This is a genomic window from Paenibacillus validus NBRC 15382, from assembly GCF_004000985.1.
Lineage (GTDB): Bacteria > Bacillota > Bacilli > Paenibacillales > NBRC-103111 > Paenibacillus_G > Paenibacillus_G validus.
In genome coordinates, this window is record NZ_BIMH01000055.1 from 1 (window position 1) to 25,026 (window position 25,026).

Annotated in this window: 30 protein-coding genes and 1 riboswitch; of the genes, 27 read left to right on the forward strand and 3 right to left on the reverse strand. The window is 55.9% G+C overall.

Going from position 1 to position 25,026, the window contains the following annotated elements; all coding sequences use genetic code 11:
- The 12 genes from PVA01S_RS26820 to PVA01S_RS23075 all read left to right on the forward strand — a co-directional run.
- Nucleotides 1-789, forward strand: a 789-nt coding sequence (locus PVA01S_RS26820; RefSeq protein ID WP_164751946.1) for a hypothetical protein, incomplete at its 5' end; no start/stop codon positions are given.
- A 166-nt stretch (nt 790-955) separates the two neighbouring features.
- The gene (locus tag PVA01S_RS23040) at nt 956-1,858 is read left to right on the forward strand and encodes an SAF domain-containing protein (protein WP_054798206.1); all 903 of its coding nucleotides are present in this window, start codon (nt 956-958) and stop codon (nt 1,856-1,858) included.
- 2 nt (nt 1,859-1,860) lie between these two features.
- Entirely contained in the window at nt 1,861-3,108 is a 1,248-nt protein-coding gene (locus tag PVA01S_RS23045; protein WP_127609896.1) for a CpaE/TadZ family protein, read from the forward strand.
- Nucleotides 3,109-3,133: 25 nt separating this feature from the next.
- Nucleotides 3,134-4,636 carry an ATPase, T2SS/T4P/T4SS family gene (locus tag PVA01S_RS23050; RefSeq protein ID WP_244933027.1) on the forward strand — a complete coding sequence of 501 codons (1,503 nt, stop codon included), beginning with the start codon at nt 3,134-3,136 and terminating at the stop codon, nt 4,634-4,636.
- Nucleotides 4,633-5,616, forward strand: coding sequence for a type II secretion system F family protein (locus PVA01S_RS23055; protein ID WP_127609898.1), 984 nt, complete (start codon nt 4,633-4,635; stop codon nt 5,614-5,616). Before PVA01S_RS23050 ends, PVA01S_RS23055 begins: the two co-directional genes overlap by 4 nt.
- A 27-nt stretch (nt 5,617-5,643) precedes the next feature.
- The gene (locus PVA01S_RS23060; protein ID WP_127609900.1) at nt 5,644-6,546 is read left to right on the forward strand and encodes a hypothetical protein; all 903 of its coding nucleotides are present in this window, start codon (nt 5,644-5,646) and stop codon (nt 6,544-6,546) included.
- Between the two features lie 5 nt (nt 6,547-6,551).
- The gene (locus PVA01S_RS26825; RefSeq protein WP_155615044.1) at nt 6,552-6,719 is read left to right on the forward strand and encodes a hypothetical protein; all 168 of its coding nucleotides are present in this window, start codon (nt 6,552-6,554) and stop codon (nt 6,717-6,719) included.
- A 28-nt stretch (nt 6,720-6,747) separates the two neighbouring features.
- The gene (locus PVA01S_RS26830) at nt 6,748-6,924 is read left to right on the forward strand and encodes a hypothetical protein (protein WP_164751947.1); all 177 of its coding nucleotides are present in this window, start codon (nt 6,748-6,750) and stop codon (nt 6,922-6,924) included.
- A 1-nt stretch (nt 6,925) separates the two neighbouring features.
- Entirely contained in the window at nt 6,926-7,084 is a 159-nt protein-coding gene (locus PVA01S_RS26835; RefSeq protein WP_164751948.1) for a hypothetical protein, read from the forward strand.
- 84 nt (nt 7,085-7,168) lie between these two features.
- Nucleotides 7,169-7,672: a hypothetical protein gene (locus PVA01S_RS23065; RefSeq protein ID WP_244933028.1), complete on the forward strand. Its 504-nt coding sequence runs from the start codon at nt 7,169-7,171 to the stop codon at nt 7,670-7,672.
- Nucleotides 7,620-8,249: a hypothetical protein gene (locus PVA01S_RS23070; RefSeq protein WP_244933029.1), complete on the forward strand. Its 630-nt coding sequence runs from the start codon at nt 7,620-7,622 to the stop codon at nt 8,247-8,249. Before PVA01S_RS23065 ends, PVA01S_RS23070 begins: the two co-directional genes overlap by 53 nt.
- An 85-nt stretch (nt 8,250-8,334) precedes the next feature.
- Nucleotides 8,335-9,525, forward strand: a complete 1,191-nt coding sequence (locus PVA01S_RS23075; RefSeq protein WP_127609902.1) for a M24 family metallopeptidase — start codon at nt 8,335-8,337, stop codon at nt 9,523-9,525.
- A gap of 71 nt (nt 9,526-9,596) precedes the next feature.
- Here the strand turns inward: PVA01S_RS23075 and PVA01S_RS23080 are convergent, their stop codons facing one another.
- Together PVA01S_RS23080 and PVA01S_RS23085 are read right to left on the reverse strand one after the other, a co-directional pair.
- Complete coding sequence (locus PVA01S_RS23080) at nt 9,597-9,815, reverse strand: hypothetical protein (protein ID WP_054800237.1); 219 nt, start codon at nt 9,813-9,815, stop codon at nt 9,597-9,599.
- Between the two features lie 3 nt (nt 9,816-9,818).
- Nucleotides 9,819-10,907 (reverse strand): HupE/UreJ family protein, encoded by a 1,089-nt coding sequence (locus PVA01S_RS23085; protein ID WP_164751949.1) that lies wholly within the window; start codon nt 10,905-10,907, stop codon nt 9,819-9,821.
- A 129-nt stretch (nt 10,908-11,036) separates the two neighbouring features.
- Here PVA01S_RS23085 and PVA01S_RS23090 point away from each other — a divergent pair, with 129 nt between their 5' ends.
- The 12 genes from PVA01S_RS23090 (at nt 11,037) to PVA01S_RS23145 (ending at nt 21,945) form a co-directional block, all read left to right on the forward strand.
- The gene (locus PVA01S_RS23090) at nt 11,037-11,414 is read left to right on the forward strand and encodes a hypothetical protein (protein WP_054798210.1); all 378 of its coding nucleotides are present in this window, start codon (nt 11,037-11,039) and stop codon (nt 11,412-11,414) included.
- 289 nt (nt 11,415-11,703) lie between these two features.
- A complete protein-coding gene (gene gatC, locus PVA01S_RS23095) occupies nt 11,704-11,991 on the forward strand; it encodes an Asp-tRNA(Asn)/Glu-tRNA(Gln) amidotransferase subunit GatC (RefSeq protein WP_054798212.1) in 288 nt (95 codons plus the stop codon).
- 28 nt (nt 11,992-12,019) lie between these two features.
- The gene (gatA, locus tag PVA01S_RS23100; protein WP_127609906.1) at nt 12,020-13,477 is read left to right on the forward strand and encodes an Asp-tRNA(Asn)/Glu-tRNA(Gln) amidotransferase subunit GatA; all 1,458 of its coding nucleotides are present in this window, start codon (nt 12,020-12,022) and stop codon (nt 13,475-13,477) included.
- An 18-nt stretch (nt 13,478-13,495) separates the two neighbouring features.
- On the forward strand, nt 13,496-14,944 hold the full coding sequence (gene gatB / locus PVA01S_RS23105; protein WP_127609908.1) for an Asp-tRNA(Asn)/Glu-tRNA(Gln) amidotransferase subunit GatB: 1,449 nt from the start codon (nt 13,496-13,498) through the stop codon (nt 14,942-14,944).
- Nucleotides 14,945-15,145: 201 nt separating this feature from the next.
- The gene (locus tag PVA01S_RS23110; protein WP_127609910.1) at nt 15,146-15,604 is read left to right on the forward strand and encodes a GNAT family N-acetyltransferase; all 459 of its coding nucleotides are present in this window, start codon (nt 15,146-15,148) and stop codon (nt 15,602-15,604) included.
- Between the two features lie 159 nt (nt 15,605-15,763).
- Nucleotides 15,764-16,462, forward strand: coding sequence for an MgtC/SapB family protein (locus tag PVA01S_RS23115; RefSeq protein ID WP_054798213.1), 699 nt, complete (start codon nt 15,764-15,766; stop codon nt 16,460-16,462).
- A 98-nt stretch (nt 16,463-16,560) separates the two neighbouring features.
- Entirely contained in the window at nt 16,561-17,163 is a 603-nt protein-coding gene (locus tag PVA01S_RS23120) for an RNA polymerase sigma factor (RefSeq protein WP_054798214.1), read from the forward strand.
- Nucleotides 17,114-17,593, forward strand: a complete 480-nt coding sequence (locus tag PVA01S_RS23125; RefSeq protein WP_054798215.1) for an anti-sigma factor family protein — start codon at nt 17,114-17,116, stop codon at nt 17,591-17,593. The genes PVA01S_RS23120 and PVA01S_RS23125 overlap by 50 nt, the downstream gene beginning before the upstream one ends.
- Nucleotides 17,594-17,606: 13 nt before the next feature.
- Nucleotides 17,607-18,236: a hypothetical protein gene (locus PVA01S_RS23130; protein ID WP_127609912.1), complete on the forward strand. Its 630-nt coding sequence runs from the start codon at nt 17,607-17,609 to the stop codon at nt 18,234-18,236.
- A gap of 12 nt (nt 18,237-18,248) precedes the next feature.
- Nucleotides 18,249-19,508, forward strand: a complete 1,260-nt coding sequence (locus PVA01S_RS23135; protein ID WP_127609914.1) for a DUF4097 family beta strand repeat-containing protein — start codon at nt 18,249-18,251, stop codon at nt 19,506-19,508.
- Between the two features lie 160 nt (nt 19,509-19,668).
- Complete coding sequence (gene perR / locus PVA01S_RS23140) at nt 19,669-20,097, forward strand: peroxide-responsive transcriptional repressor PerR (protein WP_054798219.1); 429 nt, start codon at nt 19,669-19,671, stop codon at nt 20,095-20,097.
- A 108-nt stretch (nt 20,098-20,205) separates the two neighbouring features.
- The gene (locus PVA01S_RS23145; protein ID WP_127609916.1) at nt 20,206-21,945 is read left to right on the forward strand and encodes a glycosyl hydrolase family 18 protein; all 1,740 of its coding nucleotides are present in this window, start codon (nt 20,206-20,208) and stop codon (nt 21,943-21,945) included.
- 74 nt (nt 21,946-22,019) lie between these two features.
- Here PVA01S_RS23145 and PVA01S_RS23150 read toward each other — a convergent pair whose 3' ends face one another.
- Nucleotides 22,020-22,418, reverse strand: a complete 399-nt coding sequence (locus tag PVA01S_RS23150; RefSeq protein ID WP_127609918.1) for a DUF2614 family zinc ribbon-containing protein — start codon at nt 22,416-22,418, stop codon at nt 22,020-22,022.
- A gap of 144 nt (nt 22,419-22,562) precedes the next feature.
- On the opposite strand from PVA01S_RS23150, the gene PVA01S_RS23155 reads away from it, so the two are divergent.
- The 3 genes from PVA01S_RS23155 (at nt 22,563) to PVA01S_RS23165 (ending at nt 24,742) form a co-directional block, all read left to right on the forward strand.
- The gene (locus tag PVA01S_RS23155) at nt 22,563-23,456 is read left to right on the forward strand and encodes a nucleotidyltransferase-like protein (protein ID WP_127609920.1); all 894 of its coding nucleotides are present in this window, start codon (nt 22,563-22,565) and stop codon (nt 23,454-23,456) included.
- 18 nt (nt 23,457-23,474) lie between these two features.
- Nucleotides 23,475-23,616: riboswitch (TPP riboswitch) on the forward strand.
- A gap of 88 nt (nt 23,617-23,704) precedes the next feature.
- Complete coding sequence (gene thiS / locus PVA01S_RS23160; RefSeq protein ID WP_127609922.1) at nt 23,705-23,905, forward strand: sulfur carrier protein ThiS; 201 nt, start codon at nt 23,705-23,707, stop codon at nt 23,903-23,905.
- A 63-nt stretch (nt 23,906-23,968) separates the two neighbouring features.
- The gene (locus PVA01S_RS23165; protein WP_127609924.1) at nt 23,969-24,742 is read left to right on the forward strand and encodes a thiazole synthase; all 774 of its coding nucleotides are present in this window, start codon (nt 23,969-23,971) and stop codon (nt 24,740-24,742) included.
- The last annotated feature ends 284 nt before the right edge of the window (nt 24,743-25,026 follow it).

Sequence of the window (25,026 nt, forward strand, 5' to 3'; positions counted from 1 at the left end):
GGCGGCTTGTACGCTGGCGCCGGCGCGACGTTCATTGCGCTGGCGCTGGCCCAGGCGCTGCACGAGCGCGGCGTGGCGCACGCCGTGATCGAGCCGCCTTCGCCGCGCGCGGAGCTGGCCGCGCTGTTGTTCGCGGATCAGCACGCGCCGCCGCATTACCGCTACTATGACGAAGACGGCGGCGGGCTGCGGCCCGAGGGACCGGCCTGGGAGCGGGGGCAGACGTTGTGGCTGCCCTCATCGGCAGCGTCCGCCCCGGACGCTGCCGATGAGGGGGCTTCCGCCTTCGCTGACGCGGGCGCTTGGTTGAAGCTGTTTCATGCGGTGCGGCGGCCGGTCCTGATCGTCGATATCGGCGATCGCTGGGAACAACCGGAGACGCGTTCGTTATTGGAAACGGCGACCGACGTCATTTATGTCGTCGACCCGCTCGTCCACAAGCTTCAATTATCCGCGAGCAGACGGCGTTTGCAATTTTTGCTGGACGAAGTCCGGCCGGGACGCCGGTTGTACGGCTTTGCCAACAAATGCTTGCCGCGCGCGGAGCAGGCGGCCTGGCTGCGGCTGCTCCCGGAACGTCCGGGCTGTCTCGTGCCTGCGGTCGATTTTGCGGGCGTTGCGGAGAGCGGGTGGAGAGGGCGCTTGCCGGTTGAGCATCCGATCGTGACGCAAGCGGTGCTGGCTTGGGTGGAGCGCTGGCTCCCGTCAGAGCTTAAACCGGTGCGCCGGTCGGCTTCCCCGTCGCTTGTGCCGAGATTCCTTCGCCGCCTGCTGGCGCTGGACCCATGATAAATCGTAAAGGGAGGAGGAGCTTGCGATGTTTCGTTCCCGTTGGAAAAAAGTAAGGCGGAGCTTGCTGCAGGAATTGAAATGGCCGCAGCGCTTTCGCTACGCCTAATGCCGTGAGTTAGTGGACGCGTGTAGCAGACGTCTTGAGGCAGGAAGGGGGAGTCATTTGCAAAAACCATGGATCGGCGGCTTGCTCGGCTTGTTGCTGATGGCTTGTTCGGTCGGCGGGTACTGGTATTTCATGAAACATACGGAGGTCGAGATGCAGTCGATGGAAACGATAAAGCCCGTTCGTCTGCTGCAGAGCGGACAGGTGATCGAGGCAAGCATGCTGAGAACCGTCCGCATCGCTCAAGCGGCGCATCATCCGCAAGCCGTCACGAATCCGCAATTCGTGCTAGGCCAAACCGTAACGGTTCCGATCGACAGCGACGAGGAGCTGCTGCCGTGGAAATTGACGGATACGCGCATGACGCCGTTGAACGACGAACGTTATTTTAGCTTTAAAACGGACGCGACTGTCAATGTCAACAATATGGTACGGCGCGGCGATCGAGTCGATGTATGGGTCGAATTCGAATCGCCCAGAGCGATTGCGGACCCGTCAGGTGTAATCACCGGCGTGGGGGCGGTCAAAATTATTGAACAGTTGCCGGTAGCGGCGGTCAAAACGGCGGAAGGCCAGGAGGTCGTCGATGGCGGGACGCTCGATCCGATCATTCCCTCGGCGAAAGCCGCGCTGCAGGAGACGCGCTCCAAGCCGAACGGGAAGCCGGAGCTCAACACGTATATCATGAGCGATGAGGTGTATGAGGCTTATGTGATCGGCGGCACCGGAGGCCGCATCAAGCTGGCGCTGCCGGATTTGACGACCCGGATGACGGGCGGCGGCAAAGTGACCGAGCTTTATACGCGCCTGAAGGAGGCGGACGCGTTCTCGCCGGAACCGCAAGCGGCGGCAGTACGCCCGAAGGTCGCGCTGTCCGAAGCGCCGAAGCAGGAGCCTTCTGCGCAACCGGCTCAACGCGCGCAACCGTCGCAAGCGCGAACACAGGAGGTGAAACCCTAACGATGAGAACCTTGATCGCATATCCGGACAGCGAGACGCCGGAGCAAGGGCTGGAACGGGAGCAGGCTTGGTCAGTCGCGCCGGATAAAGTGACGGGGCGGGAAGCGATGTTCTCCCGGCTCGCCGAACCCTATGATGCCATCGCTGTCCATAGCGGTATCGGATATGACGCCTATCCCTGGGATTGGATGCCGGCCCTGCGCCGACTGCAGCCTCAGGCGCGAATTATGGTGGCGCTCGATGAGACGGTTTCCGACTCGTTTATGATGGAAGCGATTTGCCGGCTTGCCGATGCGTTGTCCTTTGCTGTCCTGCCGGCCGGTATAGAGGGCCGGAGTAGGATCGAGGCCTTCGTCTCGTTTCTGCAGGGCGAAGCTGTCCGCGAATCGTACCGGCAGGAGCCGGGCGCTGTGAACGGAGCGGTCGTGACCGTGTGGGGGGCAGCAAGCAAGGACGGCGCGACGACTGTTGCGTTGAATACGGCGCTGGCGCTCGCTTCGCGCGGCGGGATTCGCGTCGGTTTGATCGACGCTAATCTGCGCAATCCGGAAGTGAAGGCGCGCCTGAATGTGAACGACCCCGGCATGGCCTCGTTTGTCATTCGCTCCAAGCTGCAGACGCAGCGGCTGCGGCCGGAAGAGCTGGTCGGCGCTTGCATTCGTTACCGGCAGCGGCTGCCGCTTTACATTTTTCCCGGATCTCCGAGGCGGGACACGGCGCAGGACGTGACGCCGGAGATGATGACCCATCTGATCGCGGCGGCGCGTCAAGCTTTCGATGTAACATTCATCGACGTCAACAGTTATCCGGATAATGCGGCTACGATTTGTGCCGTGCGGGAAGCGGATCACCGCTGGCTCGTCACGCAAAACCGGTATGCGTCTTATCGGACAAGCTGGGGCGAATGGTACGCTTGCTTTTGGTCTTACTGCGGGCTTGCGCCCAAAGACGTATCGCTCATCGTGAATCGGTCGTATGACGGGGACAGGCCGGAGCGGATCGCCGATTATTTGGGTATGCGTCTGGCGGCCGCTGTACCGAACGTGCCCGGAGGATTGGGACTCGCCAGCGCCGACGAAGGCGTTCCGCTGTACGATCGGCCGGGCGCCGAACCATTCACCGCCAGTATTGATGGACTCGCAGCGCAGCTGGACGGGCAGGACGAAGCTATGTCGGCGGGTGCCGCACCCGTAACGGCCGTACGTCCGAAAATAAGCTGGCTCCATCGGTTCGCGGCGAAGTTCGGCTAGAGACTGGAGAGGAGGAGCGAAGAACATGTCGAGCGGGTGGATGAATAACGATGCCGAAGGTGCTGTCGGGCCGCCAGAACCGCAAGGATCGGGAACCGAAATGCGGTACTCGGTGCGCCCGCGCGTCAGGTTCGACGCAGCGCGGTACGTGAAGGAGCTGACGCAAGCGGGGCAGCACTTCGTAAGGAACGGCCTTGTGGCAAACCCGGCAAACGCAGCAGCGGCGGAAACCCGCCGAGAACGGAGGCTCCCGCTAAAGGCTGCCGCCGCATTGATCTATGAGCATTTGACGGAACGCTCCAAAACGGATCAGCCGCTGTATGAAGACATTATCCAAGCCGGCCTCGGCGAGCCGATGGCGCAGTGGCGCATGAAGGCGGTTATTGAGACGCTGCTGGTCGAATACCGCTTGCATGTCGAACCGTCGACGCTAATCGCGCCCTTAACGCCGACCGAATGCATCTTTGCCGAAACGTGCGGCGCCGGCTTGATCGAGGATTTGTACCGGCTGCCCGATGTGGAGGAAGTGCAGGTGATCGGCGCCGATATATTTTTATTGAAAGGAGGTCGGATGGAGCGGCATTCCCGGACGTTCTCCTCGCTTGAAGACGTCCTGCGGCTGCAGGACCGGCTGGCGCTCTGCGGGAAAAAGCCGATTAACGAACGGAAGCCGTTCGTTCAATCGTACATGTGGAACCGGTCGCGACTCGTCATGACTCGTCCGCCGTATTCCGACGTGCCGAGCATTCATATTCGCAATTTCATCGTCAAGGACGTTACGCTCTCGCAATTGGTCGGTCTGCAAACGTTGAATGAGCCGATGGCCGAACTGCTGCGGCTGCTCGTTCGGCATCATGCCAGCCTGCTGATCGGAGGCGGCACCGCAACTGGAAAAACGACGTTTTTATTCGCACTGGCCGGTGAAATTCCCGAATCGGAACGGATCCGGACCTTGGAGAAGGAGTTCGAGGTGGCGCTGCGCGAGCGGCTGCGGGGGAAGCGAAACATTTTGGCGGTACGGGAAGTGGAGGACATCCAGCTTTCCATGGAAGAGTCGTTCAAGCCGCTGCTGGTCATGAGTCCGCATTGGGTCATCGTCGGCGAGGCTAAAGGGGCCGAAGTGGCGCAAATGGTGCAGGGCGCGCTGCGCGGACACGATATGATGGGGACGATGCATACGAAGTACCGCGATTCATTCGTCAGCGACGTGGTCGATATGATCAAGCAAGACGGCCGTCATCACGATGCGGGGGATGCGATGCGGCGGGTGGCGAGAGCGTTTAACGTGCTCATCTTCTTGCGCCTTGTGAATGTAGCAGGCCGGCCCGTTCGGGTCGTCACCGAGATCACCGAGCTTTCGGTGAATGAGCGTCAAGAGGTATGCGTCCGCCCGCTCGTCGAGTGGGATTATGCGGCGCAGACGTGGCGGTTTACCGGACAACGGTTCAGTAAATCGCTGACCGATCACTTGCTTGCGGGCGGAGCGCAGCCCGGCGATTTTCAAGCCTTGGGGGTGTGGGACGAATGAACGATTCGCTGGTCTGGTATGCGGCGGCGAAAAACATGCTGCTCGGTATCTGGGCCGCCGGTTCGCTGGCGGTTACGATATGGCTGCAGCGGCGGCTAACCGCCGTCTGGGATTACCGCCGTCGGCATCCGGCGTTGTATCGCTCTGCCTCGCAGTCGTCGCGGCTGCAGCGGCTGCTTCTTGCCAAGCCGGTTCGCCATCTGAGGGAGGAGCTGGATTTGGCCGGACTTAGCCTGGGGGCGGAGACTGTCATCACCGGCATGCTGCTGCTTGGGCTGGTCGGCTTGTTCGGCTCGGATGCGCTGTTGCAAACGACTTCCCGGCATATCGCATTAGGCGATGCGGGGTTGAGCGAAGTTCATGTATGGCCCTTGAGCGCCGTCGTGTCGCTAATAGCCGGTTCGATCCCGTACATCCTGATCCGGTTTCGCGTGCAGCGCAAGCGTCAAAGAATTGCGCTGCGGATGATCATGGTCGTGCAAAATATAATCGGACACTATCGGCCGCGGTTGACGCTCGCCGAGGTGATAGCGGGCTGCTCGCCGACGATGCCGGACGAGGTCCGCGGAGAGTGGCGCCGCCTGGAGCTCGCCCTGCATATGAAGTCGATCGACGAAGCGTTGTATGAGTTTGCCGAGCGGGTGGACAACGAATGGGCGCATGACCTGACGGATCTGCTGCTGATCGGGGTTCATTACGGAACCGATATGACGGAATCGCTTCACCACTTGGTCGGCAAGATGCAGACGTCCAAACGGCACGAAGAAAATCGGCTGGCCATGATTACGGTATATCGGATCGGCACTACGTTTATGGTCTTTTTCGCTTTTTTTATTATCGGATTTAATGTGTACGCCGATCCGCACAACTACCGTCATTATTTTGTTGACCCTGTGGGGAAAACGCTGCTGCTTCTTTCGTTCGCTGTCATGTTCGTCTCGATGCTGCTGGTCATTCGTTCGGGCCGCCGGGCTTTCTGAAATTCGCGTGCGGGAAGGAGGTGAACAATGAACGGGCTTGGAGGATATGGTTGGCTGGGCATGTTTGCAGTGGGCAGCGCCATGCTTTCCTTTACGCTGGCGGGTACGATACGGATCGGACGGACAAGCCGGCTCGCGTTTATGCTGGAACGGCTCCGGGAACGGGAACGCTTGAGCCGGTTAACGCCGCGCGAGGCGGAGAAGCGATCCGCCAAAGAGCGGGCTTTTCTCGAGAAAGCCCGTTTGGCCGGGGTTTCCGCGCAATGGAGCTTTGCCCGCTATAGACAGCTCCAAGGTCTGCTTGGCGCCACGTTGGCAGGCTTGCTGGGGATGGCGCATATGGCTGCCGAACGAATTTCGGGTACGGCGTTTTCATTTCCCCCGGATGCTGGTCTGGTGGTTAAGCTTATTCTAGGTTTCGGGGCCGGGTGGTCGCTGCCTCATGTTGGGCTGCTGGCGGCGGGGCATTCCCGTAAGGCGAGGCTGCTGATGGAGATTGCCAAGCTCTCTCATCGCTTGTCCGTTTGCGTGAGCGAACGAGCCGATATTCGGGAGCTGCTGCTTCGCGCAGGCCGGCCGCTCGTGCTGCTCAAGCCTTACTTGCAGGAGCTCGCCGTCCTTTGGGGAAAGGACCGCGGGACTGCGATAAGGCGGTTTCGCGATGGGGTCGGGATTTCCGAGGCGTATCCGCTTGTGAATGCTTTAGAGGCGATTCGCCGGGCAGATTCGCATGAGGTGGCTAAAGTATTGAAGGAGCAAACCGCAGGCATTGAGGCGACGCTATCGGCTGAAATTAATCGTAAGCTGGAGAATGCGCCGATTTGGATCAGCTTCTACATCATGGTGCCGTTTGCCGTCATCGTGCTGCTGTTTTTGTACCCGTGGCTGGTATCGATTTCAGAGCAGTTAAGGACGAGCTTTCAAGGATAAGGAGCTTGTCTGAAGAAGGGGGGAAATCCGGTTTGTCCAAGCTCGTGATTGCCGTGCTTGTCACCGTGCTGCTCGGCGGCACCGCGTTATATGTCGTCGGGAGCCAGCTGGCGCCTGCTGCGGGAACGGCTGGAACGCAAACCCGGGCACGCATTGAAGCAGCGTTTCAATAAGATTTCATGAAGAAAGGGTGCAGAAAGTATGGGGAAATTGGTCATTGCGTGTTTGCTTACCGTATTGCTGGGAGGGGCGGCGATGTTTGTCGCCGGCACTCGAATCGGGCCCGCCGTCGGCTCCAAAGGCGGCAGCATCAATACGAGCATCACGACGGCTACGGTCAATCAGACGAACGGCAACGTGACCGCAACGGCGCCTTAAGATGAGTAAAATCGTAATCTTATGCCTGATGGTCGTCTTCATTTTCGGCATTTGTACGTATGTGTTCCGACCGGGCGCCGGCGGGCTTCAGGACGAGGTGCGGAACGGCCACGACACGATGACCATGAAAATCCGCAGCTTCGATTACGTAACGAATTGACGGAGGTGAAGTGTAATATTCGGCGGAGTCCTCCCTTATTGGAGAAAAGAGAAACGGTCGGAAAGCCGGGGGGCGAACGAACATATGAACCGCATGCGTCACGCACAGAGTTCGAATAGCGCGCTTGAGTTCGCGTTCGGGGTATGGCGGGACGAGCGGGGCATGGCCAACGTGCTCGTAACGTTGTTTGTGATGCCGCTGCTGTTATTTCTGTCCTTCGCTATCGTTCCTTTCTTCGTGTACGCGATGAAAGCGAACCATCTTCATACGTTAGCCAACCATGCATTGAAGGAGGCGGAGGCCGTCGGATACGTCAGCCCGGACATTCGAAACCGCTTAACCGCTCGCCTTGCCGAGCTCGGCATGGAGGGCGTGAACTTGAACGGAACGATATATCCTTCCTACGCCGGCAGCACCGGTTCGCTCGTGCTGCGCAGCGCGGCCGATCCGGTCGTGAAGCTCGTCGTCACCTATCCGGCGCCGAATGTCACCCGCATGCTGCGCGCGGTCGGCGGGGGAGCGAGTCCGTCCGAGCATGAAGGCTTTTATCGCCTGGAATTGTATGGCCAAAGCGAAGCATATGAGTAGCCGGCCTGCGGTAGGCGCGAATGCACCGGGGGTGCTGCGCTTTTGGAACGACGAGCAGGGCGGCTTGCATCTGGTGCTGTTCGCTTTGCTCGGGGTGGCCGCCGCCTCGTTCCTGTGGGTCGTCGCCTGGAATTGGCTGCTTCACGGGCACAGCCTGAGCCGAGCGAAGCCGCTGCTCGATCATGCCGTACGCGCCGCCTCGCTTCAGCTCGATCCCGGCGAAGCGGCTCTAGGCAGGCTCGTTTGGGACGAAGCCGCGGGCAGAGATCATTTTCTCCGTTATTTACGGTTGAATTTCAAGCTGAACGGCGATCTGACGCCTCAGCCGGGCAGTCCGCTCGAATCCGCTCCTGTCGTACACCGGCTGGAATTCGTCACGCATTCGACTTATCCCTACGAGCTGGTCCGGTCGGTTACGGTGCGCGAAGGCGGCAATCTTCAAACGACGCGAAACGTCCGCGTCACGATCTACGGTCCGTCCGTTGTAGCCGTTGTCGAGCTGGAGCGCTCGCTGCTCGGGCTCGGCCGAAAGGAGCCGATCGTCCTTAGCAGCGTCGCAAGCGTCCGGTTCCGATAGGCGTCTGTCTCCTTTGACATGACCGTGATACAGCGTGTAAGGTTAGAGCATGCATGATGAAACGGTACATACGGGAGGCAGGAGTATGAGCGAATACAAACAGAGGGTGGGACGGCTGCAGCACAAGCTGCAGACCGGCGGTTTCGACGGCATGGTCGTCACGCAAAATGTCGATTTGTATTATTTGGCGGGCTCGATGCAAACGGGGTATTTGATCGTCCCTGCTTCGGGAGATCCGAAGTTTTTCGTTCGCCGCAGCGTCGCGCGCGCAGAGGAAGAATCGGCTTGGCCGGTTGAGCCGCTCGGCTCGCTGCGCGAGTTTGCCGGACAGCTGGGAGCTGCGTTTCCGGATCTTGCCGCCATCACCGGCCGGAGTCCGGTCAAGCTGGCCGCCGAATTCGACGTGCTGCCCGTGCAGCTCTTCCAGAGGCTGCAGCAATCCTTGGCGCACGTGGAGTGGAAGGACGGATCGGCGCTGATTCGCGAAACCCGGATGATCAAATCGCCGTTTGAAATCGAAGCGATTCGCAGCGCCGCCCGCGTGATTAACGACGCATTCGAGGATGCGTTTGGCTGGTTGAAGCCGGGAATGACCGAGCTCGAAGCGATGAGCCGCATGGAGTACTTTGTTCGCGAACGCGGCCATATCGGGATCATGCGCCTGCGCGGGTACAACCAGGAAGTCATTACGGGGATGCTCGGGGCCGGCGACGCTGCGGCGACGCCCACCTATTTCGACGGTCCGGCGGGCGGGCTCGGCCTGTCTGCTGCGAGTCCGCAAAGCTCCAGCCGCCGCCCGTTCGAGACGAACGAACCGATCTTGATGGATGTCGGCTGCTGCATCGGCGGTTACGTCATCGACCAAACGCGTACCGTCGTATTCGGTTCGCTGCCGGACGACCTGGCCTACGCTTATGACGCGTCCGAGCGCATCCTTCGCAGCGCCGAAGGGCTGCTGCGCCCCGGCACCGTCTGCGAGCAGCTGTACGCCGAGTCGCTGCGGCTCGCAGACGATGCCGGCCTGGCCGACCATTATATGGGCTATGGCAGAGATCAAGTGAAGTTCCTCGGCCACGGCATCGGGCTCGAGGTCGACGAACTTCCGGTACTCGCGCGCGGGTTCAACTATCCGCTCGAGGCGGGGATGGTAATTGCCGTCGAGCCGAAATTTACGTTTCCCGGCAGGGGTGTCGTCGGCATTGAGAACAGCTATGCGATTACGGCGGACGGCTTCGAGAAGCTGACGATTTCCCGCGAAGGCCTTATCCGGCTATAAGCTGGATAAGGGCGGTAGGGCGGCGTAGTCACGTATCGCGAATGCCGCCCCGCGGGTTCCCGCAGCACGGTCTAATGCCGGGGATGTCCTCCGCCGGGCCGCTTGAATCCGATACATCGATTTATACGATTGTCGGCTTCCTGATGCACAACAGGCCGTACCGTCCCTTCACCGGGCGGTACGGCTTTTCCATGCGTGCTTCGCCAGTGCGGCAAGCCGCTTCCCGCCGCTTCACGAAGCAGTCGGCCGGTCTCCCGGATCCAATCGAGCGAACCTCCGTTAGCTCTCACACGTTATCTTCCGGCGATCAAGCCGACGCGCTCCAAAGCCCAGTAAGCGGCCAAGCCGAGCACGAGCAGTGATCCGGCGATCGTAACCGTCCGCCGCGCTTTTTCGGTTCGGGCGAGCTTCAGCCAAGCCGGCAGAAGGAGGGCGACCACGCCCAGCTGTCCGGCTTCCACGCCGACATTAAAGCTGACGAGTGAGCTGTTGAAATAGGCCCGCGGCAATCCGACTTCCTCAAGCGCTCCGGCAAAGCCGACACCGTGAATGAGTCCGAAGCCAAGCGTCAGCAGGAGGCGGCGGCGCAAGCTGGGGCGAGTCATCCCCAAGTTTTCGGCGGCGACGTAACAGATGCTGAGCGCAATCGCGGTCTCGACCCCAATCGGAGGCAGAGACAACAACCCGACGGCAGCCAGTATCAGCGTCGCGCTGTGAGCCGCTGTGAAGGCCGTGACTATCCATGCCGCGTCCGCCCAGCGCCGTACGGCAAGCAGCAGGGAGAACAAAAACAGCAAATGGTCGTACCCGGTCCATATGTGCAGGACACCCAGCTTGAAATAGGTCCATAGGACCGTACCCCATCCTGCCGGGTGAAGCGCCGCATACGCGTACGTTCGATGCTCCCTGTCCAGCACCGCTTGGTCGAGGTCGTCCCCTTGTTCGATCAGCGCGAAATTCAGATGAAGCGGATCGACGTCATCGAATAACAATCCGTATTCGATCGTGAACCCGCTGACCGGCGCGTCCGTCTCGAATCGCATCCGGAAGGTGACGCCGGAGACAGCGTCCTTTTCCGCCGGCTCCATCTCCTTCAACGTCATTCGCATCGGCTCAGCCTGCTGGATCAAACGAACATGCTCGCTCAGGTAGCTTGTCAACTGCTCGCGCCGCTCGTTCAAGTCATTACCCAGAACACGCCCGTTTCCGTCGACATCGAATCCGAGCAGGCTTTGCTCCGGCACGAACAACTCGTAATCGACGGCGTTCAAACCGACGTTCAGGTACGAATAACCATTGTTCAGCGGATGGGCGTAGACCGTGTCTCTATCGTTGCTTACCCCCCAAAAAAATGATATGATTAATAGAATTAAGAATAGCAACCGACAACCCTTGTAGGCCGGATTCATGATACACCTCTCAATGAATATGCTATGAAACTAGTTATCCCATATACCAACACTACCATGAATCAAGAGGGCTAAGGCCGGATTTGCGAAGGGGGAACGACCATGCTGCGTTTAGGGCAAAAAGTAATCATTATCGGGGACAGCTTTGAACAAAATTTGCCTATCGGCGAATACGGATATATCATCGCATACGATCGCAATGCGGATAATGTGTTTGATTACGTCGTACGCGTACCGAAGACGAACAAGCATCACTTCGTGCCTGGCGACGATGTCGAACTGGAAGAAGTGCTGCTTGCGCAGGAAGCCGACCGCATTGAACGCGAAGCGCTGATTGATTTTGCGCTTGCAACGAAGAACGAAGGGCTGTTCCGACGCATCATGAACGGAGACAGCGAGGAAGCGCCGGCGGAGTCGAACAAGGACGTACAGTCCAATCAAGACTTCATTCGGCAAATTCATCTGAAGGCGTGGATTTAACCGTAATCGAGCGTGGCAAAGGCCGGATTCCGCCAAGGAGTCCGGCTTCTTTTTGCGATTCTTACAGCCCGGCAGCCAGCGTATGACCGGGCAACGGCTCAGGAAGCGGCTTCCCTAGCAGGTAACCTTGCGCCAGATGAATCCCCGCCAGCTTGCAGCTTTACGCGAAATCGGTTCCTCCATTATATCAACTGCAGCATCGCTTGCACACGCCGTATCTGTAATTGAGTTAAAAAGGCAACTAAGCTATAATAGTAGGAATGATTAGACAAGAAGCGAGGTGCAGAGGATGAGTATCACCATCAAAGATGTGGAGCATGTAGCGGCGCTGGCCCGTTTGGAGCTGAGCGAACAAGATAAGGAACGGTTCGCCGGACAGCTGAGCGCCATCTTGAAATATGCGGAGCAGCTGAACCAGCTCGATACCGACGATGTCGAGCCGACCAGTCATGCGATGCCTCTTGTGAACGTGATGCGGGAAGATACGGTCAGGCCGTCTTTGCCGATTGACAAAGTGCTGCTGAACGCGCCGGACGAAGAGGACGGACAAATTAAAGTACCGGCGGTGCTGGAATAATTAGCTTCATTGAAGGGAGGATATCCGCTTGTCGTTGTTGAATTTGCGTTTGCAGGACGTACATAACAAGCTTCATGCCAAAGAAATTTCCGTAACCGATGTGGTGGATGAATCGTATCGGCGCATCGCTCAGGTGGAAGATAAGGTCAAGGCGTTCCTTGCGCTGGATGAGGAGAGAGCCCGCGCAACGGCGAAGACCCTCGACGCGCGGCTGGGGACCGACGATTCCAAAGGCCTGCTGTTCGGCCTGCCGATCGGCGTGAAAGATAACATTGTGACCGAAGGGCTCACGACGACGTGCGCCAGTCAATTTCTCAAAAATTATAACCCGATATATGACGCCACCGTGGTGAAAAAGCTGCAGCAAGCCGAAGCCGTCACGATCGGCAAGCTGAATATGGACGAGTTCGCGATGGGCGGATCCAACGAAAACTCGAGCTTCCATCCGACCTATAACCCGTGGAATCCGGATTATGTGCCCGGCGGCTCCAGCGGCGGTTCCGCTGCGGCGGTCGCAGCGGGCGAAGTGTTCTTCTCGCTTGGCTCGGACACCGGCGGTTCGATTCGCCAACCGGCGTCTTACTGCGGCGTCGTCGGGATGAAGCCGACCTACGGCCTCGTTTCGCGATTCGGGCTCGTCGCTTTTGCATCGTCGCTCGACCAAATCGGACCCTTGACGAAGAACGTCGAGGACAGCGCCTACCTGCTTCAGGCGATCGCCGGACACGACCCGATGGATTCGACTTCGCTCGACGTCGACGTGCCCGACTATCTCAGCGCGCTTACCGGCGACGTCCAAGGCCTCCGAATCGCCGTACCTAAGGAGTATCTCGGACAAGGCATCGATCCGAAGGTGAAAGATGCCGTGCTCACGGCGCTTAAAACACTCGAAGGTCTCGGCGCTATCGTAGAAGAGGTATCGCTGCCGCACTCGGAATATGCGGTCGCGGCCTACTATTTGCTTGCTTCCTCGGAAGCTTCCTCGAACCTGGCAAGGTTCGACGGCGTTCGTTACGGCGTTCGGGCGGACAACCCGAAGAACCTGCTGGACGTCTACCTCAAATCCCGCAGCGAAGGCTTCGGCGATGAAGTGAAACGCCGGATCATGCTCGGCACGTACGCGCTCAGTTCCGGTTATTACGACGCTTATTATTTGAAGGCGCAAAAGGTGCGCACGCTCATCAAACGCGACTTCGAACAAGTATTCGAGAAATACGACGTCGTCATCGGACCGACGGCGCCGACGCCTGCCTTCCGCATAGGCTCGCAGCACGGCGACCCGTTGACGATGTATTTGAACGATATTTTGACGATCCCTGTCAACTTAGCCGGTCTTCCGGCAATCAGCGTACCGTGCGGGTTTGCGGACGGATTGCCGATCGGACTGCAGGTGATCGGCAAGGCGCTCGACGAATCGACGATTCTGCGCGTGGCGCACGCTTACGAGCAGCATACCGATTTCCATAAGCAGCGCCCGCAGCTTTAATGAAAGGAGCGACCTCACGTGACAGCGGCAACCGATAAAAAGTATGAAACCGTCATCGGCCTCGAAGTGCACGTCGAACTGCACACGAAGTCCAAAATATTTTGCGGCTGCTCCACCTCTTTTGGAGCTCCGCCTAACACGCACACGTGCCCGATTTGTCTCGGTCATCCGGGCGTGCTGCCCGTATTGAATAAGCAAGCGCTGGAATATGCGATGAAAGCGTCCATGGCGCTGAACTGCCAAGTGGCGACAGAAAGCAAATTCGACCGGAAAAATTACTTCTATCCCGATTCGCCCAAAGCGTACCAAATATCCCAGTACGATAAACCGGTCGGCGAACACGGCTGGATCGAAATCGAAGTGGGCGGCGAAACGAAGCGGATCGGCATTACCCGCGTTCACTTGGAGGAAGACGCCGGCAAGCTGACGCACGTTGACGGCGGGTATGCCTCCCTCGTCGATTTCAACCGTGTCGGTACGCCGCTTATCGAGATCGTCTCCGAGCCGGACCTCCGCTCTCCGGAGGAAGCCCGCGCCTATTTGGAGAAGATCAAGGCGATCATGCAATACTGCGACGTCTCCGATGTGAAGATGGAGGAAGGGTCGCTGCGCTGCGACGCCAACATCAGCCTTCGTCCTTATGGGCAAGAGCAGTTCGGCACGAAGGCCGAACTCAAGAACATGAACTCTTTTCGCGGCGTACAGCGCGGTCTCGAGTATGAAGAATGGCGCCAAGCGGACGTGCTTGACGGCGGCGGCCAAGTCGTGCAGGAGACGCGCCGCTGGGATGAGGCGCAGGGCAAGACGCTCCCGATGCGAGGCAAAGAGCAGGCGCACGACTACCGCTATTTCCCGGACCCGGATCTCGTGGCCGTGTACATCGATGACGAGTGGAAGGAACGAGTCCGGGCTTCGATTCCGGAGCTGCCGGATGCGCGGAAGAAACGGTACGTCGCGGAGTATGCCTTGCCAAGCTACGACGCGGAAGTCATTACCGCATCCATGAAGCTGGCCGACTTCTTCGAGGAGAGTCTGAAATACACCAAAGACGCTAAAGCGGTGTCCAACTGGATCATGGGCGATCTGCTCGGTTATTTGAACGCGAACGGCCTGGAGATTACCGATGTGCAAATCACGGGCAAAAGTCTTGGCGAAATGATCGGTCTCATCGAGAAAGGAACGATCAGCAGCAAAATTGCCAAAACCGTATTTAAGTCGATGCTCGAAACCGGGAAAGATCCGCAGACCATCGTCGAAGAGCAGGGCCTCGTGCAAATCAGCGACGAAGGCGCCATAGCCGCAGTTGTCGATCAGATCGTCAGCAATAATCCGCAGTCCGTCGCCGACTTTAAAGCCGGCAAGGACAAGGCAGTCGGCTTCCTCGTCGGTCAGGTCATGAAGGAAACCAAAGGAAAGGCGAATCCCGGATTGGTCAATAAGTTAATCCTGGATCGCCTTAACCGTTAATCTGTATACATTAACATATTCAAGGCCGTCTGCCCGTGCGCAGACGGCCTTTTTCCATGCCGTAAAGGGCCGTGCCTTCTAGGGACGGGAACCCTTGCCCCGCTGTCTCTGACCTGGGTATAAAGCCCTCATGCATCCGTTCTCCCCTTGCGAAGGGGAACAGGTTCTGATAATATGCATCCAACGGAAAGGTGGGACGCGATGATCGATCCGATTGATTTGAACGATATGCCGCAGGTGCTGCAACTTCTGGAGCTTCAGCAGATCGCTTATCGCATCGAGGCTGAGCTTGTCGGTTTTGAAGAAATTCCGCCGCTGTTCGATTCGCCCCAGTCGCTGCGCGACTCGCAAGAATCGTTCTTCGGTTACTTCGAGGAAGGCCGACTGGTGGGGGCCGTCGCCTGCAGGCAAAGCGCTAAAGAGCTTACGATTTGCCGGATGATGGTGCATCCGGATTTTTTCCGGCGGGGTATCGCGGGCGCGCTTTTACGGCATATCGAATCATTTGCGGTCCCTGGGGGGATCATGACCGTCTCGACGGGAACGAATAATACGCCGGCGGTTAACCTATACGAGAAACATGGCTTCGAGCCCGTGCATGTGCAGCTGCTTGCCCCCGGCATTACGATGACGAAGTTTATGAAGCGCGTGGACTCGTGACCTCCGGACTCATTGCCCCTTCAAGCCGGGTGCATCCTGTTCGTGGCGGGAGATCCTATTTTTTCGCTGCATGTTATTTTTGGGGAAAAGGTCAAGTTCTAAAATTATTCGTAATAAAATAGTGTTCAACGGCCAGACCGTCAGAGGAGGGGTTACACGATGCAAGACCCTTGGACGATAGATACGTTTCACATCACGCTTCGACTGGTGCTTGCCTTGCTGCTCGGCGGAGTCATCGGCTTCGAACGGGAGCGGAGCAGCCGCGCGGCGGGCTTGCGCACGCATATTCTCGTTTGTTTAGGCTCGACCTTGGTGATGCTGCTGTCCATGTATGGCTTCGCCGATTTTGCCCGGCTGGACAACGTGCGCTTGGACCCGGCCCGCTTGGCGGCTCAAGTGATTAGCGGGATAGGCTTTCTCGGCGCGGGCACGATTCTTTATACGGGTAAATCGATTACCGGTCTGACGACGGCGGCTTCGTTATGGGTCGTCGCGGCGATGGGTTTAGCCATTGGCGCAGGGTTTTATTATGCGGCGGGGTTGGCCTGCTTTTTCGCACTGATTAGCTTATTCGTACTTAATCTGGTTGAGAAACGATATATGCACCATAGAAAAGTGCGCAGTCTGAAGCTGGAAGCTGCGGACATTCCAAGCTTGCTGGGACGGGTTACGCAGCTTCTGGGCAGCAAAGGCTGCGATATTCAAAAGCTATCCGTAGAAGAAGCGCCTGTCGACGCGGACGAGGCTGCGCGGATTCTCATCACGCTTTCGGTTCGTTTATCCAAGGGTGCCAAGGTGTCTGAGATGATCGAAGAGCTTCTGCGGCTGGAAGGCGTGCGCTCTGTGTCTCTGGACTAACCCGACGAAAAGACGATTCCGTTTTTTTGAAAAAATGAAGGGGACTTTCATGATCCTTCGTCTAAGAATTCGAGAAACATAACCGAGGCGGTGAAACGATGGGAAGCATGACGGATGAACAACTGGTCGACCTGATCCGTCAAGGCGATGATGCGGCGTACCGCATTCTGATGGAACGCTATCAGGATTATGTGTATACGCTGATTTACCGCATGGTCGAACATCGGGAAACCGCGGAGGACTTGACGCAAGAAGTATTTCTGAAGCTATTCCGAGGGGTGGAGCGTTTTCGCGGGGATTCGCAGCTGAAGACTTGGATTTATCGGTTAACGGTCAATTTAGTGACGGATTACCGCAGATCCCAGAAGCGCAAGCCTTACGAAGCCATCATGGATAAAGTGAAAGGCTGGTTCGGAGACCGGAAAGAAGAACCGGAGGCCAAGACGCTTTTGAAAGAAGAGCAGCAGACGATACAGAAGCTGCTTGCCGATTTGCCGGACAAATACAAGCTGGTGATGTACTTGTACCATTATAAGCAGTTGTCCTACCAAGAGATCGCGGGCGTAACCGGTTTACCGATCAAGACAATCGAAACGAGACTTTACCGCGGGAAATCGATGCTCAAAGAAAAATGGTTGGAGGTGGGCGGGCATGACAGGCATACATCCAAAAGATCACGAGCTGTTACATTATCTGAATAATCGCTGCCCTGAGCTGGAGACGAGAAGGATCCGGCGTCATCTGAACGACTGCTCTTTTTGCAGAGAACGGCTTTCCGCGTTTCTGGACGTGGAGCTCGCGCTTAACGAGCTTCCGCTAATATCCGCGCCTGCCGGCATGTCCGAGCGGGTGCTGCAAGCGCTGAAGACCGATGCCCGTTCGGGAGACGGCAGCTCGTCCCTCAGCCCGTCTGACCGGGTTTTTCGCTCGGAAGCCGCCCGTAAGCCGAAGCGAAGCTCGGAGCTGATGAACGGGATGGTTGCTATCGCGGCGACTTACCTGTTTATCGCAACCGGCATTATCGGCAAAATCACTTCATTTAGCGCGGACGGCCTGGAATCCGGCGTACGTAACGGTGCCATTCAACTATATCAAGCCGTCGAGACGGTTTCACGACATCTGCTTTCGTAAGGGGGATCAAATGATGGAAGAGCAAACCAACAACATAAGCAAGCCGGAGCAAGATCGCGAGGACGAGTTCCTTCGAGAAAGGATGGAGCGATGGGGGCAATCGAGCAAGCCGCTCTATGATCCATTCGTACCGCGGCGCCCGCGCAAAAACAAGTGGATTTCCGGCATTCTTTCTTTTCTGATTCCCGGTACCGGTCAGTTGTACTTAGGTTTGATGCAGCGTGGACTCGGAATCATGGTACTGTTTATGCTGGATATTTTTGCGATCGTTTATTTTTCGATTGGCGTAAGCATCCCTTTAATCGTTTTGTTTTCGCTACTGCTCCCCGTCGTCTATTTCTATAATATCTTTGACGCTTTACAGCAGACCGATCGCGTGAACGGGTGGGGCGGACCTGGCGATTTGCAGGGGCAGACCGGCTTCGATCCTTTGACCTCGGCGGTAGAGAAGCCGTCTACGAAGTGGGGCAAAGGCAACAATTTCGGATATTTGCTTATCATGGCCGGTGTGATTTTGTTTTTGGCTGCGGGCAAGCCGGCATGGCTTGACTCGGTATTCGACTTTTTGGGCTCGACGTTCGGGGCTTTGATATTGATCGGGATTGGACTTGCTTTGTTTTTCAAAGAATCGATGAAAAAATAGGGAGTGTTCCGCATGTTAAAAGTAGGCCGCTACACCGCAGCCCTCATTCTCGTGCTTGTCGGAGGCGCCGTCATCGCCGATAAACTGACGGATGCAGGGCTCGCGAGCCGGCTGCTGGATTGGTGGCCGGCCTTGTTCATTATGCTGGGACTGGAATATATTTTTTACAACATGAGGTACGGTGACGGGAGCCGCCCGCTGCGTCTCGATATCGGCGGTCTTGTCTTTGCGGTAGTCGTTTCCGCCGTCGTACTGTTCAGTACGCAAACCACCGACATTTTTAAGCGGTTTGAAGGTTTGAAAGGCTTTGAAGGCATTCATATCGGCGACGTGATCGAAGGGTTCCGCGACGGCAAGCGATTTGACAAAGGCGTCACGAAAATCCCGATGCCATCCGATGTTGACAATGTGAAGATCGACAATACGAACGGGAACATCATGGTGAAGCCCGGAAGCGTAGACCAAGTCGAGATTGATCTGACCGTCTACGTGAATACGGACTCTGACAGCGAGGCCCAGGAAATCGCCGAAGCCTCGACCATCGAACATACGCTGAACGGCAGTACGCTGGATATTCGCACCGTGCCTAAAGAATACGGCACCGGCTTCATCGGCAAGCGTAAACCGCGTATGGATTTGACGATCACCGTGCCTTCGCATCACCCGACCAGCATGTCGCTGTATTTGAAGAACGGAATAATTGAAGCGGCTCAGCTCCCGATCAAACAATCGTTCTCTGCCGAATCGACGAATGGCCGGATTGTGATTACCGAGTTGGAGGGCGAGATTCACCTGAAAACGACGAACGGTGAAGTGAAATCCGCAAAAACACGCGGCGAAATTTCGCTGGAAACGACCAACGGCCGTCTGGAGTTAACCGATCATCGCGGGGACGCGCGACTGGAATCGAACAACGGCGAGCTTGTCGTCAACCGGCATACGGGCGGGCTGGAGGCGGAGACGACCAACGGCTCGATCTCGGCAGACGGCGCGTTCAAGCAATTGAAGACGGAAACGACGAACGGTAAGGTTCATATCGTCTCTTCGCAGGTCGAAGGCGATTGGGACGTGAAGACTTCTCACGGCGATATTGAATTAAAGCTACCGAGAAGCGGCAATTACCGGGTGAATGGTGAAGCAGACCAGGGTACAGTCCATACCGACCTGCCGCTTACCGTGGAGAAGAAGACGATTCACGGAACGATCGGCAGCGGCGCACATACCATTCATATCGAAACGAACAGTTCCCTATCCGTCAAAGCGTCCGATTGACAATTAGGTGAAAACACGGGTAAAATAAAGTGATACAGATTTCCTTGGTTGATCGGAACGTATAAGTTGCTGGACTTCTACCCTCGCATCACCAGGGCAGCGCGCCGGTCTTTTGGATGGGATGGCGTATCGGTTTATCTTGGGTTGGGCGGTGAACACAATGAATGCATTGGGGCAAGCGCTTCATAAGCTGAAGACGATGGGAGTACGGATGACGCCGCAGCGTCACGCCATTCTTTCCTATTTGCTGAATACGATGACGCATCCGACGGCGGATGAAATATACAAAGCTCTATCTCCTCAGTTTCCCAGCATGAGCGTAGCGACGGTGTATAACAATTTGAAGGTGTTCCTCGAAGCGGGATTAGTTCGTGAAATGACGTATGGCGATAATTCCAGCCGGTTCGATGCAGATCTGTCGGATCATTATCATGCGCTTTGCGAATCATGCGGCAAGCTGGTTGATTTTGCCTATAAGCCGCTTGATGAGCTGGAGCGGGCAGCCGGGGAGATGACCGGATTTCGCGTAAAGAGCCATCGGGTGGAAGTTTACGGCATTTGCTCCGAGTGCGCTATGAAGACAACATGATAGTTTACTAGAATTACGGTATAATGGACGTGTTCGGTTTCCGCCGGTAAGGCAGGAAACGAATGCGTCCTTTTTTTTTACAACCCGACCGCACACAGGAGTGAAACTATGGATTCGAAATTTCCACCGGCCGGGGGAACCCGCAGCAATAAGAACCGCACAATAAGGTGGCTGTTATTCATGTTGGCTATCGGCTGCGCACTCATCCTCGGCACTTATTATTGGGCGGTCTATGTCCCGAATCGGCAGCATGTGCAGCCCGACTTTCAAGGAAATCCGAAACCCGTCTTTTATCAGGGAGGGATGATGAAAGACTCGGCTATCGGCAGCAAGGAATCGCTGAAGCTGTCTTTTGAAACCGTTCGAGAACGGATCGATTCAACCCTCGTTTATGAGCAAAAAACGGAGTCCACCATCATCACGACGCAAAATAAAGTGGTTCGGCTGCGAACGAGTGAATTGACCGGTTTGATTAACGAAAAGTCGTTTACGCTGAAGTTCCCGCTGGAGAAATCGAATGGCAAGCTATACTTGCCGATAGAACCGTTGAAAGATTTGTACCAGATCGATTTGCGCGAATCGGCCGAAACGGGCGCGGTTCTCCTGTTTAAAGAAGGAGAGACCATCCGCTGGTTTAAGACAGTCGCTTATGACGGGAAGCCCGATAAGACGATTGACATGCGGCGCAGCCCATCGATCAAAGCTCCGATTTTGGCCGATTTGAGGCAGCAGGAGAGCGTGATCGTATGGGGAGAAGAAGGCGATTGGTATCGCGTTCAGCTTGTTAGCGGCTATACAGGCTACGTACGCAAGGAGCAATTGGCTGCTGACCGCGAGGAGACCGTACCGGCCAAAGCGCCTGAACCGGCTTTTATGCCGAAGCAGCCGATTACCGGTAAAATCAACGTGACCTGGGAGCACGTCGTCAGTAAAAATCCGGACACATCCAAAATTCCGGCAATGCCCGGACTCAATGTCGTCAGTCCGACCTGGTTTCACTTGCAGGACGGCGACGGCAATTTGCAAAATTTGGCCGACCCCGCCTACGTGAAATGGGCGAAGTCCAGAGGCTACCAGGTGTGGGCGCTGTTCAGCAATGGCTTTGATCCGAAACGGACGACAGAAGCTTTATCCACTTACGACAAGCGGATGAAGATGACGAAGCAGCTGCTGAGCTTTGCTCAAATGTATGGCCTGCAGGGGATTAACATCGACTTCGAGAATGTCGACCTGGACGACAAGCAGAACCTTGTTCAATTCGTTCGGGAAATGACGCCGCTTCTGCATGAACAAGGTCTCGTCGTCTCTATAGATGTGACGCCGCGCTCAGGCAGCAAAATGTGGTCGATGTTTTACGACCGGAAGGCGCTGATCGAATCGGTCGATTATATGATGCTGATGGCGTACGACGAGCATTGGGCGAGCAGTCCGAAAGCGGGTTCCGTCGCGTCCTTGCCCTGGGTAGAAAGCTCGATCCAAGGCCTGCTGAAAGAGGATAAAATCCCGCCCTCCAAGCTGATTCTCGGCATTCCCTTTTATTCTCGCGTATGGACGGAAGGCGTGAAGGACGGCAAGACGACCGTCAGCTCCAGGGCCGTATTTATGGAGATGCCCCAGCGGATTATGCGCGAACAGAAGATCGAAGCGAAATTTGACGAGGAGTCCGGACAAAATTACTTGGAGTTTACGGAAGAAGGCAAGCCTGCAAAAATTTGGATTGAAGACGAAACGAGCGTTCGGGCGAGAATCGCACTCGTTAAAAAGTATGATCTGGCCGGCGTCGCTTCATGGCGCAGAGGATTTGAAGTGCCGGAAGCCTGGAAATGGTTGAATGAGGAATTGAAGTAAGATAGCCTGACAAAAAAAGCGGCTTGTCCCTCGCCCTGAGCGAAGGTCAGCCGCTTTTTCGTTTAGGCTCGACACTACGTAGTCGTCGTGCGTTCTTCTTTTGATACGGTATCGGTTACACCGACAACGGGCTCGTCGTTTTCTTTGGGCGCGTGAGCCGGGTCCAAAGAAAGGATCGTTTTACAAAACATGCATCGATCCGTTTTGCCGATAATTTTCGTCGCTTTGCCGCATTCCGGACAAACGACGACGACAGCGCTTGTGGACATCATACCGGCCGCGAAATAGATGCCCATGCTGACCAGCATCATGATTGCGCCGATCACCATTCCGACCGCGGCGAAAAACCGCCCGGCCGTCCCCCATTCGAAAACGATACCCGCCAAGCCCAGAATCATAAGCGCCATGCCGCCCATCGTAAGCAGCAATCCCCATAATCGGAACTCGTTAGCCTTACTGGATTTGAATCGCACGATACGTCACTTCTTTCGCTTAAGAATTGTGAGTTTTGTCACAAAAAAATGCAGGAAATTGAGGATTCATGTAGAAATACATAAGAATATAGAACATAACGATCAATTCATGCTTCTTTTAAGTCAGGGGGCTTTTTTCTACTCATGGAATCGTTAAAACACCAGTGTTTACAAAGATTCCGGCACGATGCCACCGTCCTTAGCGTGCTTGCGGTTGATCATCAGTCGCTATATTCAGCCGTAACCGACGGCTTTGATTATCTGATACTCGTCGTCAGCAGTCAAGTCGATCGTGCGCATCAACAAATTCATTATATAAAAGACAAGTTGCGTATACAAGAAAGATGGATCACTCCCGAGTCGCTCGACGAATTGATCCTGCACGGCGAGCAGCGCAATTTCATTTTCTGGATCTTAAAAGGGGAGATACTTTTGGATCACGAAACGTATCTGGAGAGTCTGCGTCATCGGATGCTGGAGTTCCCTGCCGAATTAAGGGAGCATAAGCTGCTGATCGAGTTTTCCAAGTTTTTGCGCAGTTACACGCAGAGCAAAGACTATTTGGCGGAAGAACACCTTCTTGACGCTTACAACATTATACTGGAAGCGCTGCACCATTGGGCGCGCATCGTGATTGTCGAAGCGGGCTACCACCCGGAGGTGACGGTCTGGAGCCAGGTGAGAATGATCAATCCCGGCGTATACAAGCTGTATGAGGAGCTTACCTTGAGCAAAGAGACACTGAAGCAGCGGGTCGAATTAGTACTGCTGGCATGTGAGTTTTCCGTCATGTCCAAAATGCAGCGCTGCTGTAAGCCGCTGCTCAATTTACTTGCCAGCCGCGAGGAAGCTTGGAGTGTGCAAGAGCTGCAGCAGTCGCCGGGGCTGTCCGACGTCAGGAACGAACTTCCTCTGCTGTTGAATAAACTCGTCAAGAAATCGCTCGCCAAAGAGGTTGTAGTGACGGCCGATCCCGAACTGAAATTGCTGGAGCTGCGATATCGGGATGTCAGAGGTGTCAAAAACCAGGTGATATGATATAATGATAGACAATCGAATAGCCACTAGGGGAGCCTCAAGATGCGGGGCTGAGATAAAGAAGCTTTCTTTGACCCTTGGAACCTGACTCGGCGGCCCGCGCCATTTCGTGCGGACGTCACTGGATGATGCCAGCGTAGGGAAGTGGACGAATGCATGAGCGATCATTCGGCATTTGGTCATGAAGTCAACCTGCACAGGTTGGCTTTTTTTGCTTGAGCCGGGCAAAAATCGGAGGAGGGACACCGTTGAAGTTGGTCGTTAACGGAGAAGTGCGCGAGGTAAGCGGCGTGACGACGGTCGCGGAGCTGCTCGGTTTTTTTAAGTTGCAGCACAAAATATTAGTCGTCGAACTAAACCGTGTAATTATTGAACGGCATCAGTATGAAAGCACACCCTTACAGGAAGGCGATCAATTGGAAATCGTTCATTTTGTGGGTGGCGGTTAAGTCTTCTTGAGCTTGAGTTAAACCATCGCACTAGAATCGTACTAGAAAAGGAGAAAGAATAACATGACTGACCTGTTGAAAATCGGTCCCTATGAGTTTAAATCGCGTTTGCTGCTTGGCACGGGCAAGTTTACGTCGCTGGACATTCAGGCGGATGCAGTTCGGGCTTCGGAAGCCGAGGTGCTCACATTCGCGATTCGCCGTCTGCCGATAGACAATCCGGAAGCGCCTAATTTTCTAGAAACGCTTGATCTGAGGAAATTCAGACTGCTTCCGAATACGGCAGGAGCTTACACCGTCGATGAAGCGGTGAGAATTGCCCGTTTAGCCAAAGCGTCCGGACTATGCGATATGATCAAGGTTGAAGTCATCGGCGATCCGAGAACGCTCCTTCCCGATCCTGTAGGCACTCTGGAAGCGACCAAGATATTAGTAGAAGAAGGTTTTATCGTGCTGCCTTACACGTCGGACGATCCAATCTTGGCAAGAAAGCTTCAAGAAGCGGGTGCCGCTGCGGTCATGCCGGGCGCTTCTCCAATAGGTTCGGGCCAAGGGATTGTGAACCCGGGCAACCTGCGGTTTATTATTGAAGAAGCGAAGGTGCCGATTATTGTCGATGCGGGCATCGGCGGTCCGGCGGATGCTGCGCTTGCGATGGAATTGGGCGCCGACGGTGTGTTATTGAATACGGCCGTGGCCGGCGCGGCTAACCCTGCTTTAATGGCTGAGGCATTTAAGCTTGCCGTTGAAGCCGGACGCAAAGGTTTTTTGGCCGGACGAATACCGAAGAAGCGGTATGCATCAGCCAGCAGTCCGGTTGAAGGCATGATCGAATAGGAGTGGGAAGGGGCTGCGCAGGACTGCCTGCCCCTTCTTTTTAAGACAGAAAAAAATTTTGGCTACTAGCTTGACTTTCGACTTAGGCATATGTTAAATTAATTCTCGCCGCTTAAAAGGACTTATCTTTTAAGAAGGTGAGAAGCAAGCAGTGAAGAATTGGAAATAAAAAATGCTTGCATTGAGTTAGGTGAATGTGGTATATTATAAAAGTCGCCGCTAAACGAAGCGACAATAAATGACAAAGAAGAAATGGCGTGAGAACGCGGCTTTGTCGGACAATT